The organism is Aeromonas sp. A35_P (assembly GCF_002259925.1).
In the GTDB taxonomy this organism is placed as follows: domain Bacteria; phylum Pseudomonadota; class Gammaproteobacteria; order Enterobacterales; family Aeromonadaceae; genus Aeromonas; species Aeromonas dhakensis.
Window position 1 is genome coordinate 5,351 of the sequence record NZ_NEVB01000016.1, and the last position, 14,612, is coordinate 19,962.

The 14,612-nt window shown below is 58.6% G+C and carries 11 protein-coding genes; 1 reads left to right on the top strand and 10 read right to left on the bottom strand.

Features of this window, described 5'->3' with window-relative positions; genetic code table 11:
• Nucleotides 1-389: 389 nt before the first annotated feature.
• Nucleotides 390-1,283 carry a DNA replication terminus site-binding protein gene (locus CAK78_RS01500; protein ID WP_094696137.1) on the top strand — a complete coding sequence of 298 codons (894 nt, stop codon included), beginning with the start codon at nt 390-392 and terminating at the stop codon, nt 1,281-1,283.
• 114 nt (nt 1,284-1,397) lie between these two features.
• Here the strand turns inward: CAK78_RS01500 and CAK78_RS01505 are convergent, their stop codons facing one another.
• From CAK78_RS01505 to CAK78_RS01550, 10 genes are all read right to left on the bottom strand, one after another.
• Nucleotides 1,398-5,237 carry a DEAD/DEAH box helicase gene (locus CAK78_RS01505; RefSeq protein WP_094696138.1) on the bottom strand — a complete coding sequence of 1,280 codons (3,840 nt, stop codon included), beginning with the start codon at nt 5,235-5,237 and terminating at the stop codon, nt 1,398-1,400.
• A gap of 224 nt (nt 5,238-5,461) precedes the next feature.
• Entirely contained in the window at nt 5,462-6,115 is a 654-nt protein-coding gene (locus CAK78_RS01510; RefSeq protein ID WP_042051956.1) for a YceH family protein, read from the bottom strand.
• A gap of 132 nt (nt 6,116-6,247) precedes the next feature.
• Entirely contained in the window at nt 6,248-7,963 is a 1,716-nt protein-coding gene (locus CAK78_RS01515; RefSeq protein WP_094696139.1) for a PglL family O-oligosaccharyltransferase, read from the bottom strand.
• A gap of 110 nt (nt 7,964-8,073) precedes the next feature.
• Nucleotides 8,074-9,144: an LPS O-antigen chain length determinant protein WzzB gene (locus CAK78_RS01520; protein ID WP_094696145.1), complete on the bottom strand. Its 1,071-nt coding sequence runs from the start codon at nt 9,142-9,144 to the stop codon at nt 8,074-8,076.
• Nucleotides 9,145-9,164: 20 nt separating this feature from the next.
• Nucleotides 9,165-9,695, bottom strand: coding sequence for a dTDP-4-dehydrorhamnose 3,5-epimerase (gene rfbC / locus CAK78_RS01525; RefSeq protein ID WP_094696140.1), 531 nt, complete (start codon nt 9,693-9,695; stop codon nt 9,165-9,167).
• A 60-nt stretch (nt 9,696-9,755) separates the two neighbouring features.
• On the bottom strand, nt 9,756-10,655 hold the full coding sequence (gene rfbA / locus CAK78_RS01530; protein ID WP_094696141.1) for a glucose-1-phosphate thymidylyltransferase RfbA: 900 nt from the start codon (nt 10,653-10,655) through the stop codon (nt 9,756-9,758).
• A gap of 42 nt (nt 10,656-10,697) precedes the next feature.
• Nucleotides 10,698-11,594, bottom strand: a complete 897-nt coding sequence (gene rfbD / locus CAK78_RS01535) for a dTDP-4-dehydrorhamnose reductase (RefSeq protein WP_094696142.1) — start codon at nt 11,592-11,594, stop codon at nt 10,698-10,700.
• 6 nt (nt 11,595-11,600) lie between these two features.
• Nucleotides 11,601-12,878, bottom strand: coding sequence for a sugar transferase (locus CAK78_RS01540; RefSeq protein WP_254924671.1), 1,278 nt, complete (start codon nt 12,876-12,878; stop codon nt 11,601-11,603).
• On the bottom strand, nt 12,871-13,647 hold the full coding sequence (locus CAK78_RS01545) for a glycosyltransferase family 2 protein (RefSeq protein WP_094696143.1): 777 nt from the start codon (nt 13,645-13,647) through the stop codon (nt 12,871-12,873). Before CAK78_RS01545 ends, CAK78_RS01540 begins: the two co-directional genes overlap by 8 nt.
• 3 nt (nt 13,648-13,650) lie before the next feature.
• Nucleotides 13,651-14,612: protoporphyrinogen/coproporphyrinogen oxidase (locus tag CAK78_RS01550; protein ID WP_094696144.1), on the bottom strand; the 962-nt coding region annotated here is incomplete at its 5' end.

The following is a 14,612-nucleotide window of genomic DNA, read 5'->3' on the forward strand; positions in this document are numbered from 1 at the left end:
TGGTTGATGTCCGCAGTGATATATTCATAAGATACTGATTATAAAAGACTAACAAACCTTTCCTGGGCCTGATGAAAGGCTGTAGCATATTCTCCTGCATGGCTCCCTTCTAACTATGCAGTTTCCTCTGCTGGCTATGCACTCCCGTCCTTGGCAAAAAACAGGGCCAACCGGTTGTTTACATTCAATTGTTAATGAAGAGATCTTTCATTGATCTTAAATTAACACATTGATACACCACAGTTACCTTCCAGTGACCCATCGCCTTGCCCGCCTCTCGCTCCCACTTGGCACGCATACACAGGGCTGATATGGTTATTTATACAGTACCTTTACCGCCTTGCCGTTTCCCGCCCCAAGGGCCGGCAAGGGCGACACAGGATATGCCGATGGAGACATTCACCCCCACCGCCGCCTTGCGCCAACATATGGAGCGGCTCGAAGAGGCGCTGGCCAGACTGGCGGATCAATTGACGCAGCTGGAGCTGCTGGAAGCCCACGTCTATCCCCTGCCCGCCGTCGCGCAGGGAGAGGAGCACGAGCCCATCGACACCATCACGGTGGGCTACCTCGATGGTGAAGAGGCGCTGGCCGCCACCCTGGCCGCCTATCGGGATCACAGTGCCCGCGCCGGCTGCTCTACCAAGGCCACCCATCGCCTGCCGGGCTGGCTGCGCCTGCCCGCCGCCAGCGCCCCGCTGCTGCGACCGCTGATCGACGAGATCAATGAGTGCAAGCTCACCTTCAAGGCCCTGGTACAGCAGGCGGGCAGCCGGGACGAAAAGTTCGAGCTGGTACACAGGGCGCTGCCCGGGGTCATCACCCTGCAGGTCTATCGCAAGCTGACCCTGCTGGAGGGTGACCTGCATTCGCTGGGCTTTACCTGGGCCGACAAGCAGAGCATCAACCGCCTCAGCCGCGAGCAGGTGCTGGAGATGCTGGAGCGCAGCCGCCGCTATGTCCCGGCGCTGTCGGACAACGAGGAGTGGAGCAAGATGGTGGATCAGGAGGTTTACGATATCCGCCGCCTGCCGGCGGATGCAGAGCTTCGGATCCGCCGCCCGGTCAAGACCCACCCCATGATCAACCTGCTCTGGCTGGATCGGGAGCCCCGCAAGCAGCAGATCAAGGCGAGCCTGCCTCTGCTGCTCTGCTCGGACAACCAGCCGGCCGTCACCCATCTGGGCCACTACCCGCCCAAGCTGCGCCAGGCCAGGCGGGATCGCAAGATTGGCGGCGAGCCCATCATAGAGCGGCTCCACCTCTACCTCTATCAGGGCTAAGGGGCCCTTGCCCACCAGGCACAGCCCACTCACCTCACAACCCGTATCGCCCAACAACAAGGGGGAGCATCACCAGATGCTCCCCCTTGTTTCTTGCGCCGTGTCAGCCCCTCGTCAGCTCATCAGCAGGGCCCGCAGGCTCTCCACATCCAGCCCGCGCACTTCCGACTGGCCGCTCAGCAGGCCATCGGCCAGCGCCCGCTTCTCGTCGTGCAGGGCGACAATCTTCTCCTCCACCGTCTGCTCGCACACCAGGCGATAGACGGTCACCGGCTGGGTCTGCCCCATGCGGTGGGCCCGGTCGCTCGCCTGATCCTCCACCGCCGGGTTCCACCAGGGGTCGAGGTGCAGCACGGTATCGGCCTGGGTGAGGTTGAGCCCTGTGCCCCCCGCCTTGAGACTGATGAGAAACAGCGGCACCGCTTCGTGGCGAAAGCGCAGGATGGAATCCTGCCGCGCCTTGGCCGAGCAGCCACCATCCAGATAGCAATAATCCCACTGCCGCTGCTCGATGCGGGTGCGCAGCAGGCTCAGCAGATCGACGAACTGGCTGAACACCAGCACCCGATGACCGCCGTCGATGGCCTCCTCCAGCAGCGCCATCGCCTCGTCCAGCTTGCTGCTGGCCTCGGCCCACTCCGGCATCACCAGCTGGGGCGAGCAGCAGAGCCGGCGCAGCCGGGTCAGGCCGCTCAGCACGTGCATCAGGGCGCGACCATCGGCACTTTGCACCTGCTGCACCACTTCGCGCCGGGTCGCCTCGTAGAGCTGGCGCTCCGCCGGGGAGAGGCTGATGTGGTGGATGATCTCGGTCTTGTCCGGCAGCTCCGTCAGCACCTGGTGCTTGAGCCGGCGCAGGATGAAGGGGCTGATCACCGCCCGCAGCAGCGCCATGTGCTGGGGATCCTTGACCGCCTTGCCAAAGCGGCGCTTGAACTCGCCGAGGCTGCCCAGCAGCCCCGGGTTGATGAAGGTGAACAGGCTCCACAACTCCCCCAGATGGTTCTCGATGGGGGTGCCGGAGAGGGCGAGCCGAAAATCACCGTCGAGCTGGAACAGCAGCTTGGCCCGCTGGGTACCGGCGTTCTTGATCTGCTGCGCCTCATCCAGCACCATGCTGGACCAGCGCCGCGACTTGAGCGCCTCCGCCAGGCTGCCGAGCATGCCGTAGTTGAGCAGGATGATCTGCCCCGCCCTGGCCTCGCGCACCATCCCATCCCGCTCGGCGGGGTTGTCGAACACCACCACCTCCAGCTCGGGGGCGAAGCGGGCCACCTCCTCCTGCCAGTTGGTGACCACTGACTTGGGTACCACCACCAGGGCCGGCCCCAGATGCTGGCGCATGCGCAGCACAATGAGAGCCTGCAATGTCTTGCCCAGCCCCATGTCATCGGCCAGACAGGCACCGAAACCGTGATGTGCCAGGGTCGCCAGCCAGCGCACCCCCTCCTTCTGATAGTCCCGCAGCGGCCCCATCAACTCGTCCGGGCACGCCACCTCCTGTTGCCACTCCTGCTGAAGGTTCTGCCAGGCGGCATCCCCCTCGGTGGTGATGACGGAGAGCAGCCGGGTGAGCGGATAGGCCAGCTTGTTGTTGATGCGCTGCTCGTCATCCAGCATGGCCCCCAGCATGGTGAGCCGCTCCACCAGCTTGTCGCTCAGCATCAGGCTGGTCTTCTCGTCGAGCTGGACGGTGCGCTGGCCCGGCGTCAGCTGGCGCAGGATCAGGCGCAAATCGAGGATCTGGTGCTCATCGAGGGAGAGGGCCCCCTCCACCTGGAACCAGTCCTGACGCCGCTCGATGCGCAGGCTCAGCGCCGCCTCATCGAGGCTCTTCAAACGCGCGCTGTCCTGATGCCAGTGAATGACCACGCCGGCATCCACCAGCTCCGGCAAGGCGTTGACCAGCGCCAGTGCCTGCTCCCCCTCGAGCCGCCATTCGCTGCCGGGCAGCTCGATGGGCAGCTGGTTGCGCAGCAGCTGGGCCTCGCCCCGCTCGGCCGCCAGATCCCGCTGCCAGTAGTGATAATCCTTGATCCCCTGGCGCACGATGGCCTCCCCCTTGCCAAGGGGCAGCGGCGGCAGCTCCTCGAAGCGGGTCACCAGCCTGACCGCCAGCTGGCCATCCTGCCAGTCGAGCTGCACCGAGGCCACTCCGGGCCAGGGCGTCAGCTCGGCATTGCCGTGCAGCCCCGCCACCTGGCTGTGCCAGGGCAGATCCGGGATGGCATCCAGGGTGCGTTGCAACTCCGCCAGCCCCTCGGCCGGCAGGTCGGGAATGGCCTCCAGCGCCGGCAGGCGATCCTGCAGGGCCTGGGGGGTGAGGATGAGCTGCCACAGATCCTGCGCAAGCGGCAGTATGTGCGCCCCTCGTGCGGCTGCAGCCGGGCTCAACACGGCCCCCATGCCCTGCTCGGTGGCCACGATCTGCAGCAGTGGCGCCGTGATGGCGAGCTGCAGCTTCTGCCCTCTGGCATTGAACAAACGGGAGTGGTTGGCCAGCGGCGCCCACACCTCGCGCGGCAGCCGCCCCATGTTGCGCGGCAGGGTACGCACCAGCGCCCAATCCTCTTCGTCGAGCAGGGCGGCGTACTGGGTGGAGAGCAGGGCAGGATCGACCCGGCGACCGGCGGTCCACTCCCCCTTGGTGCTCTGTTTCTGGATCTTGCACTCGAGCTCGGGCCCTTCGGCGTGAAGCAGCCAGACCAGCCGCTCCTGCGGTTTGCGCACGCCGCTGGAGCGGCCCAGTCCCTGCAGCCAGTTGAGCCAGCTGGCCGAGGCGGGAGCCTTCTCCTCATCCTCAGGCGCACTCCCCTGCTCATCCGGCCCGGCGGCCCGCAGCTGCTGCATCGGGGCACGTTCTGCCCCCTGCCCCAGCAGCAGGCGCAGCAGATCCTGGCAGAAGGCCATCAAGCGGTGGCGGGGCGCGGCCTCCAGCACGTGGGAGAGATCCCACTTGTGCAGGATGGCCACCTGGGGACTCTGCTCGCCGTGCCGGGCCAGCGCACAGAGATCGAGCCAGAGGTAACCCCAATGGAGCTCCTCCAGCGGCAGTTGCAGGGTGTCGAACAGCCCGACCGCCTGGCCGTGGCGCTCCCCTGCCCACTGTCCCAGCAGATCGGCCAGCAGGGGGAACTGATTGGCCAAAGTGCGCAGCCACTTCTTGCGCTGCTCGCTGGCCAGCACGGGATCCGCCTGCTGCAACCAGCCCAGCCAGAGCAGGGCACTGAAGGTGGCAGGCAACTGACCCGCGCCCGTCGCGCCCGCTGACGCCTGCCAGGCACCCAGCGCAGCCAGCAGGCGCTCGGCCAGCGGTTGCTCGTCTTCCTGCTCCGCCAACTGCTGCAGGGCGGGCCAGTGAGTGATCGCTTCCCCGCTCGGCTCGCCGCAGAGCCATTGCCACTCGGCGGCAAAGCCCTCAGTCAGGCTGGCCAGCTCGGGCGCACAGTGCTGGGCAAGCGAGGTGAGCGGCCACTGCGGATGGGGCTCGGCATCGAGCAGGGTCTGCAGGGCGAAGTGCTGCATCAGCAACCGCTGCCACTGCGGGCTCGAGCCTGCCAGCAGCAGCTGGGCGTCGGGCAGATCGAGCAGACTCAGCAGGTCGGCCGCCAGATAGTAAGCGGGCACTTGCCCGGCCTCCCCCAGACAGAGCTCGCGCACCAGCGCCTGGGCCATCTCCTGACCGGTGACCGACGGTACCCGCGCCCAGTTCGGCATGGGGCAGTCGCCGCGGCGCACCGCCAGGATGAGTGCCAGCGTCCCCTCCGCCGTCAGGCTCCACTGCTGCTCCCCCCGCTGGCGAATCAGCCCCTGCAGCTGCAACTGACCAAGCCGATCAGGCAGGGTCTGTCCAGGCGGCAGCTGTTCTTGCAAATAACGGGTACTGGCGGTGCGCTGCAACTGCAGCTCGCCAAGCAGGGCATAACAATCTGAGGAGAGTGTGGACGCAGACATCGAGACTCACGGGCCGGTGCAAAAGCGGAATTTTAACGGGAAAGCGACTGCGGCTCGACCCTTAAGCGCGAAATAACGCAAAAAAGCTGGCGCCTGCTGGTCGGGCCGACCATGACGGCGGGACGCAGACAACCCGTCATTGCCGCCCCCGCGCCCCTGACGGGGAAACACAGGCATAAAAAAAAGGCGCCGTAGCGCCTCTTGGAAAAGATCCGGTTCTGACGTCAGCCTTCCAGCCGGGCCAGACGCTCGGCCAGCGCCTGCAGCTGCGCCTTGAGGCTCTCGACCTCCTCTTCCAGCGCGCTCAGCCTGTCCGCCGCCGGCGAGGCATAGTTGCCGGCGGGGGCCGCCTCGGCCAGCGCCTGCAGATCCACCTCGCCGCTGAACAGGTGGGCGTAACGGGACTCTCGCTTGCCCGGCTCGCGCGGCAGCTTGACCACATAGGGGCCACGCTCGATGAGGGTCGCCAGCACCGCATCCACCTCGGTCACGTCATCGAAGCTGCACAGCCGGTTGGTGCGTGAGCGCAGTTCACCCGGTGTCTGCGGGCCGCGCAGCAGCAGCTCACAGATAATGCCGAGCTCCTGGGCGGTGAACTTCAGCTCGCCAAATTCGGTGTTGCAGAAGCGATGTTGATAACGAGGCACCCGGGCGTTGAAGCCGGCGGTATTGACCACCAGCCGCTTGCGGATCAGCTCATCCACCACGGCCCGGATGTCGAGCTCGGACAGCTCGAGCACCGGCTCGCGGTTGCTCTTCTGGTTGCAGGCGTTGACCAGCGCATTGAGGGAGAGGGGGTATTGATCCGGGGTGCAGATCTCTTTTTCGATCAGACAGCCGATCACGCGGGCCTCCAACGGGCCAAGCACTAACTCCATTTCATACTCCCTACTGAACAAGACGTTGAGGGCACTATCTTAGCCATGGCGCCTCTGCCGTCCAGCAGTGGCCGCCATTTTTGCGAGGCAATGGGGCAGTTGATGAAACATCGCGCAATCGCCCCGCCACCGTCAGGAGGAGGGCTTGCGCTCCAGTGCCGTGGCCACGGATTTGGCGGCAGTGCCGGTCAGCAAGGGATCTGCCGGGTAGAGAGCCAGCGCTTCACTGCGCAGCGCCCGCGCCTCCTCTTTGCGCCCCAGCGCATCCAGCGCGATCACCATGTTGGCGTAGATATTGGCCCTCGGCGTGTGGCGCACGAAGGCTTGCCCCCAGTCTAGATAGGCCTCCAGCTCCGCCTTGTTGTTGCTCTGCAGGCCCACCGCCAGCCGCACCGAGTTGACATCAAACTCCACCCGGGTCAACCAGGTCATGGGATTGATGACATCCAGCAGCAGGGTCGGCTCCTTGTAGCCGCCGCGCTCGTACTTGGTCACCACCCAGGCGGTGTGCAGCGCCGTCAGCATGAAGGGTACCACCAGCAGGGGGATGGCGATGGCCGCGAAACGCAACAACAGCCAGGGGCGGTAGACATGCTCGCGCCAGCTGGCGCATCCCGCCTCAAGCAGCCCCTCCTCCACTTCCGCGTCCAGCACATACACCAGCATCAGCAAGGCCCACCAGAGCGCGATGGCGTGGTAAAGCGGGTATTCGGTCTGGGTGTGCAGCAGGATGGGGGTCACCAGCGCCAGCAGGGCTGTGCCCTTGCGCCAGCCGGCCCGGCTCGCCCGCCACAGCAGGGCAGCGCCCATCAGCACCATGCCCAGCATGGGGGCTATCCCCCCCTCTACCGCCCAGTAGAGGAACTCGTTGTGGGGGTGATCGAGGTTGTATTCGATCTGCACCATGGCCGGGTTCAGCGCCTTGTCGGCCATATAGTGATGGAGGAAGGTTGTTTCAAAGCTGCCATAGCCCCAGCCCACCCAGGGAGACTGGGCAATCAGCTTGGCGGCATAGGGCCAGTAGATGGAGCGCATGCCGCCGGATTGATAGGCCTCCAGCCCACGCCTGAGGCCGTCAATCCAGTATTGGGAGGCAACCCCCAGCAAGATGCCGAGCGTGACCAGTGCCAGCACCCTAGCCAGCAGACGATGACGACGCAGCTCGGGCACCAGCAGGAGCAGCGCCAGCAAGCCCCCCAACTGCCCCACCCGGGATTGCAGCACCACCAACAGCAGGCTGGCAGCCAGGATGACACCATAACGCAGCCCCTTGAGCCAGGGGTTGGCATGACCCCGCAACTCCAGCCAGCTGGCCAGCGCAAGCCCGGTCGCCATGAAACTGGCCATCACATTGGGTTGTTGAAAGATACCGTAGGGGCGATTGACGTGGGTGTCATAGCCGATCCAGTTGCCCGGTACCAGCAGGTAGTACTGCATCAGACCCAGCAGCGCCTCGATGGCCACCGCCCCCAGCAACAGATAGAGCAGCCGGTCACGGGATACCCGCGCCCGTTGCCACTGATAGAGACAGAACAGAAACAGCAGACCGGCGAACAGCCCCAGCAAACGGGGAATAGCGTAGTCTTTCAGTTCAAAGCCGGGATAGGCCATGGGCAGCAGCAGCAACAATCCCCCGAGCCAGAGCCAGCCCTGCAACGAGGAGAACACCAGCCGCTGCTGCAGCGTCACCCGCCACAGCCCCAACCCGATGACCAGGCTGGCGAAGATCCAGCCCCAGGCATTGAACGGCAGATAGAGCCCGGCTCCACCAGGATTGTGCATGAAAAAATGCATGCCCAGCAACCAGTACAGAGCGCTGACAGCTGCAAAGAGACCCGTATTGGTCATCTTCCTTGATCCCCTTTATGTTGTTGAGCAATGTTCATACGTCAATGCCGCTGATGCAAACATCAAAAAAAGGGGGGCCATAGCCCCCCGTTTCTTATTTCATTTTGTCATCATACCTGTTCTGGCCGGCGAAAAGCATGTCGAGCCAGTACGATGCCGATCCCCAGCATACCGCCAAGCAAGGTGGCCAGCACTACCACCAGAGGACGCTTGGGTTTGTCACGGCTCAGTGGTTCATCTGGTGCATCCAGATAGGAGAAAGGACGAAATGCAATTCCTTCCATAGAGATGCTTTTTAAACGAGCCATCTTTACCTGCAGAGATTGCAATTTGGGTTGATAAACCTCGAGGTCGATGGATTTCAGTAATGAAAGCTTTTCTTCCAAACCTTTCGAGCCCAGAGAAATGAGGAAACGATCTGGCGCGTTATAGTTCTCCAATGGAGCGCTGACGCCTGCCGCCTTGGCAACTTTGTTGGCCATCACCAATTCTACTATTTCCTGTTGCAGGGCTTGTTTTGTGTCCTCCTGCATGACCCGATACTCCGTGTTCATACCATACAGCTGCAGATCACGCTGTTCAGCGAGTCGGTGTATCAACTGCTTTTGTTGCAACTTGACAATGTAGTCAATATACCCCTTCAACATTGCCAGCGACCTCTCGGAGGTAGGGGCAGCAAACTTGAGCTCAATACCTGGTATTTCCCCCTTCTTGTCTACAGGCTGAGCCGTTACAAATTTACTCCAGTCGCGCAACCAACGTAACTGCGCCTTGCCATCCAGCCCATGGCTTTTTACCACTTCGGCAAATAAAGGACTAGCTTTGAGATAATCACGGCGATTCTCGTAACTGTTGAACTCCTGAATAAACTCCAGATAAAGATCTTCTCCGCTGGGAAAACCGTCAAGACCCAATGCAGTTGCCTGCTTCGAAACTTTCCGCATCGGTGTCATGTCCTCAGGCTTAGGCGCGACAACCACTGCCGAAGCGGACCACTGCTGTGGAGCCAACAGCGCATAAGAGATACCACCCACAGCAAATACGCCAGCAATAAGCACTATCAACAGTTTCTGGCGCCACAACACCAGCATCAGCTCATGCAGATTGATCTCATCATTGGAGGGTGGCTGCCATCCCCGGGGCAGTTGGGTATCTGAACCATCAAGCATATTTTTATTCATATTGAGCCCTAAAGGTGAAGTCATAGCCAGAAAGGTGCGTTGCGATCTTTTGCAGAAAGAATCAATGGAACCTGATCCAAGATGGGCCACTCAATCGCCAAGGTCGGATCGGACCAGTTGAGGGTAGCCTCAAGTTCAGGCGCATAATAATCGGTGCACTTGTACAGCACATGAGCCTCCTCGCTCATCACATAAAAACCATGGGCAAAACCGGGTGGGATCCACAATGATGCGCCCTCTGCAGCTGAAAGCCGAGCGCCAACCCATTTCCCATAAGTAGTACTCTTCTCTCGCAGATCTACCGCTACATCAAAAATGGTACCTGCAATAACCTGTACTAACTTACCCTGCGGTTTTTGTCGCTGATAATGCAGCCCGCGCAATGTCCCTTGCCGAGAGCGGCTCAGATTGTCCTGAACGAAACCAAAATCTCCGCATCTACGGGTAAACAGGTCGTGGCGGAAGAGCTCCATGAAATCACCCCGCTCGTCGTAATGACGCTGATGAATGATCTGAACCACATCCGGAATCTTCAATGAAATAAAGTGCATAGGTGCTTTCTTGGGGGTTGTGGGCAAGGATATATCACCCCATGGTGTAGATCATCAATCTCAATTGGGATGCATTTTACCAAAAGGCTCTTGAAGCAGACGCAATAGATAGGTGCCATAACCGCTTTTTGCCAGGGGTTGTGCCAATGCCTCCAGCTCCTGATCGGACACCCAGCCATGACGCCAAGCAATCTCCTCCGGCGCCGACACCTTAAGGCCCTGGCGTTTTTCCAGGGTCTGAATGAAGCTGCTTGCCTCCTGCAGGCTGTCGTGGGTACCGGTGTCGAGCCATGCCGAACCACGTCCCATAAAACAGACATCCAGAGTGCCTTTCGCCAAATAATGCAGATTGACATCGGTGATTTCGAGTTCTCCCCGCGCCGAAGGGCGTAGTATTCGTGCAATCTCACTCGCCGTGGCATCGTAAAAATAGATGCCTGTCACCGCATACTGACTCGCCGGAGCGCTCGGTTTCTCGACAATCGTCTCTATCCGTCCCTGCTCGTCAAACCCCAGCACGCCATAGCGCTCTGGATCCAGTACATGATAGGCAAACAGGGTAGCCCCTTGTTCCTTGGCACAGGCACGTTGCAACTGATGAGGTAACTCTGCACCATAAAAAATGTTATCTCCCAAGATGAGGCAGCAGGGACTGCCTGCCAGAAAAGGCTCAGCGATGAGCAACGCCTGTGCCAGTCCGGCGGGCTTCTCCTGCACTGCATAGCTGAAGCGCATCCCCCACTGGCTGCCATCACCCAACAACCGTTCGAAACGGGGCAGATCCAGCGGCGTACTGATGATCAGGATGTCACGGATACCTGCCTGCATCAGGGTTGATAGGGGGTAATAGATCATGGGTTTATCGTATACCGGCAGCAGTTGCTTACTGATGGCAAGTGTTGCCGGATAGAGGCGGGTGGCTGAGCCACCGGCCAGAATGACGCCTTTACGTTGATGCATAGCACGCCTCGAGAAGGACGGTGGGAATGATTCTTGCTCGGTTCACGTCTGCTTCCCTTCGCATTGACTGACAAGCCAGCGGGTCATCAGCACCTGCCATGTCGGGATGTGAATGCCAAAGGTGGCAGAGAACCGCCGACAATAAAGCCTTGAGTTGGACGGCCTACGGGCCGCCTGGGGCCAACTTGCTGAAGAAACGGGATTCACTGGGACGGGTTGTGCCAGCAGACCAAGCCGACAACCTTCCTCTACTAAGGCCGAGGCAAAGCCATACCAACTCGTCTCACCGGCAGAGCTCAGATGATAAAGCCCACATTTGTCTGGTGCCTTCACGACCTCCTCTAGTGCTAGGAGGACGGATGTTGCCAGCCAATCAACCTGCGTTGGTGCCCCCCATTGATCTGCTACCACCTCAAGGCATTGGCGTGCTTTAGCTCGGTGCAACACGGTACGGGCAAAGTGCCCCCCCTCCCCGCCATAAAGCCAGCTGGTACGCACGATCAGATGATAAGGACAAAACTCCTGAACGACCTGCTCTCCGGCCAGCTTGCTGGCACCATAGACATTGAGCGGAAATGGCACATCAGCTTCGCACCAGGGATCACAGCCTGAACCATCGAACACATAATCAGTGGAGAAGTGCACCAGCAAGACCCCCCTAGTATTGGCCTCGCGGGCAAGCAGTGCTACCGCCTGATGATTGATGCGATAAGCACGCTCAGACTGGCTCTCTGCAAGATCGACGGCAGTGAAGGCTGCTCCATTGAGGATCACATCAGGCTGATGGCGATCCAAGGCGCCGATCAGTGTATCGGGATCGGTGATGTCGCACTCCACCTTGCCAAGTGCGACTACCTGCCAATCTGGATAATACCGGCACAGGGCAGAAAAAAGCGCTCGTCCTAGTTGACCACGAGCGCCTAGCAACAAAATACGCATCTGGGATTACCGTGCGCCAAAACCGGTCAGTATGGTTCGGATGGTCTTGAACACGATAAGTACATCCAGCCAGAGGGAGAAATGCTTGATGTAGTAAAAATCGTGCTCAATCTTGATCCGAGTGTCATCGGCATCGGCCGCATAGCCGTGTACCACCTGTGCCCAACCACTGATCCCGGGCCGCACGATATGGCGATACATGTAGAAGGGGATCTCCCGCTCGAACTGATCGACGAAGGTGCGCTGCTCCGGTCTCGGCCCGATCAGGCTCATGTCCCCTTTAAGGACGTTGAAAAACTGCGGCAACTCGTCGATACGAAGCTTGCGGATCACCTTGCCCACCCGAGTGACGCGCATATCGCCATCCTGAGCAAACTGTGCACCGTGTTGTTCAGAGTTTTGACACATACTGCGGAACTTGTAGATACGAAAATCCTTGTTGCCCTTCCCTACCCGATTTTGCAGAAACATCACGGGGCCCGGGCTCTCCAGCTTGATAAGAATGGCCGTCATCAACATCAAGGGGGAGAAGAGCGGGATTGCTATCAACGCGGCCAGGATGTCCATTCCCCGCTTGATGAATGCATAGACGGGGGACGGCAAAAGGGAGCCTAGCTGGTTCTCATGGAGATGGTCGATCTTCACCCGTCCGGTCAGGGTCTCGCTGATCTGCTTGATGTGATAGACAGGGATGTGAGCCAAGGCACAACGCGCCAGAAAACGCTCCCACTCTCCTGCCAGCTTCTCATCACGCAGATCGGCAACCACGGCATCATATCGCACAGCACCTAAATCAGGCCGATCCAGCAAACGCCACTCTACACAAGTATGTTGAGTTAAGGCCTGATAATCACCAAAGGGCAGCAAGGCATACTTGGGTGTCCGGTAGCGGCGCCCAATGAAGTAGGCCAACCAGCAGCAGAGCAAGGCCACTACATACGATTCGAACAACACCTGACGGCTGTAAGGCAGGCGCAGGAAGAAGAGAATGCCAACCAAAGCACCATAGAGGGTCGTCACCGTGGGAATCATATAGGCAACCGGACTGGCCCCTGGGTAGCGCAGGAAGCGGTGCAGCACAATTCCAGTCAGCAGAAACGCCACGAAGGCACCCACCAGGGTGTTGACCCTCACAGCATTGTGCACGTCCCAGAAATCCCACCCCCAGCGTTCAATGGCTGGCAGACACACCGCCAATAAAGCCCCCAAAAAAAACAAGGAGATGGGATTGAGAATAATCAGCTCATACCAGCGAGAATGCCTACGTTCAGGACTTCTAGTCAAAACGCACTCCTTTGAACTTGTTATGAATAAGCATAAAAGCGGCTGTACATGCATAGTGCAGCCAATAGTAAAATGCTGGTAACAAAGACAACTTGAGTATTCTTCTGTAAATATGCCACTGCCACGAGGCAGCCTTCAGTTTGTTGGAGGACAATGACCCCTCTGCACGCCGGTAATATGCCAGGGGTTGCTTGATGCAGTATCCTCGCTTGGCGCGAGCCATGACTTCAAGCCACATGACATAATCTTCATGCCCAACCCTCTGCTGGCTAAAAGAACCCAACTTGCTTCGGTTATAGACACCGGTCAAATTGCCGATGTTGTTGCTCTTAAGCATGTCACTAAATGTAAATTGTTCTTTTCGTTGACATTTTCCAACAATATTGGAGGCTGTGCCAGAAAAAATGAAGTAATCTGAACAAACAACATCATAGCCATTGAGCAGGCAATTACGCTGGAGTTCCAGTTTTTGTGGATGCCAAACATCGTCACTGTCCAGAAATGCGACATATTCACCGTCTGCCATGGTAATAGCCTGATTACGTGCAGCCGCGACCCCCCCATTTCTTGCCATATGATGGTAAATCACTCTGGAATCACGATGTACATACGTCTCAACAACTTCCCGAGTGGTGTCAGTGGACGCATCATCGATGACATACAACGTCCATGAAGAGTATGTTTGTGCCAACACGGATTCAATGCTCTGCCCTATGGTTGCAGATGCATTGAACGCCGGCATAATGATTGAGAAATGATCGGATTTCATAGTTCAAGCAATTTTTTTGGCAACTGATATGGCATCGAGCATGGAGTCTTCGATAGAGCAGTACTTCCAATCCCCATAGCGACCAATGGAGTAGATCCCCAGACTTTCGAGGTCACTTTTCACCTCATCCTTCACGCCAGAAAGCTCGCTGTTCACGTGTACATAGGCTGGGTCCATGACAATGTGGCATGAGGACAGCAAGAGATGATCTGCAATGATACCTGCGGCCTTGAGCCCTTCTAGTGTTGCTGCAAGCTGCGCATCCACATCGATGTCATCGTGCGGACCATAACCAATTTCGACGTACAGACTGAGCCGTTCATCATCGAGGATATTGTTGTAAAAACCAACCCGGTAAAAGTTGTACTTCTTCTCAGGGAAATAGGCCCAATGCACCTCATCATAGATAGATGCTTTATCAAAGCCGAGGTTGAAGACCAGTACCTTGTTCCAGGAAAGTCTGTCCACAAAATGCTGATAGTCGATGTCATCAATGGTGGAAAGGAAACGATTCAAAGGCATCGAATTGATGAGGTAGTCGTAGGAGATCCGACGATGGGTCGTGATGGCAATCTTCGCCTTTGCGTCAATAGAAACCACTTGCTCATTCAAAAACACATTATCTTGCGGCAGATCCTGAGCCAGTGCATCGACAAACACTTTGGCCCCTTTTTTTGGATACAGGAAAGTGGAGTTGTAGCTTCCCTGATACTGTTGCTTGAAGTTGCGAATAATTTGCTCAAGGTTTGCATAGGGGAAGAAACGCCCCATTGCATCCGTATCGAGAGAGTTCAAGTCACAGGCATAAAGTTTCTCATTATATGGCTTGAGGAATTTCTCTGTAATGGATTTACCAAACTTGCCATACAACATGTCTAGGAAAGAGTCATAAACCTCTTTTTCTTCACGAAAGTAGAGGTCGTAGAGACACTCAATAAACTCTTCCTTTTCCAGCTGATGAATGT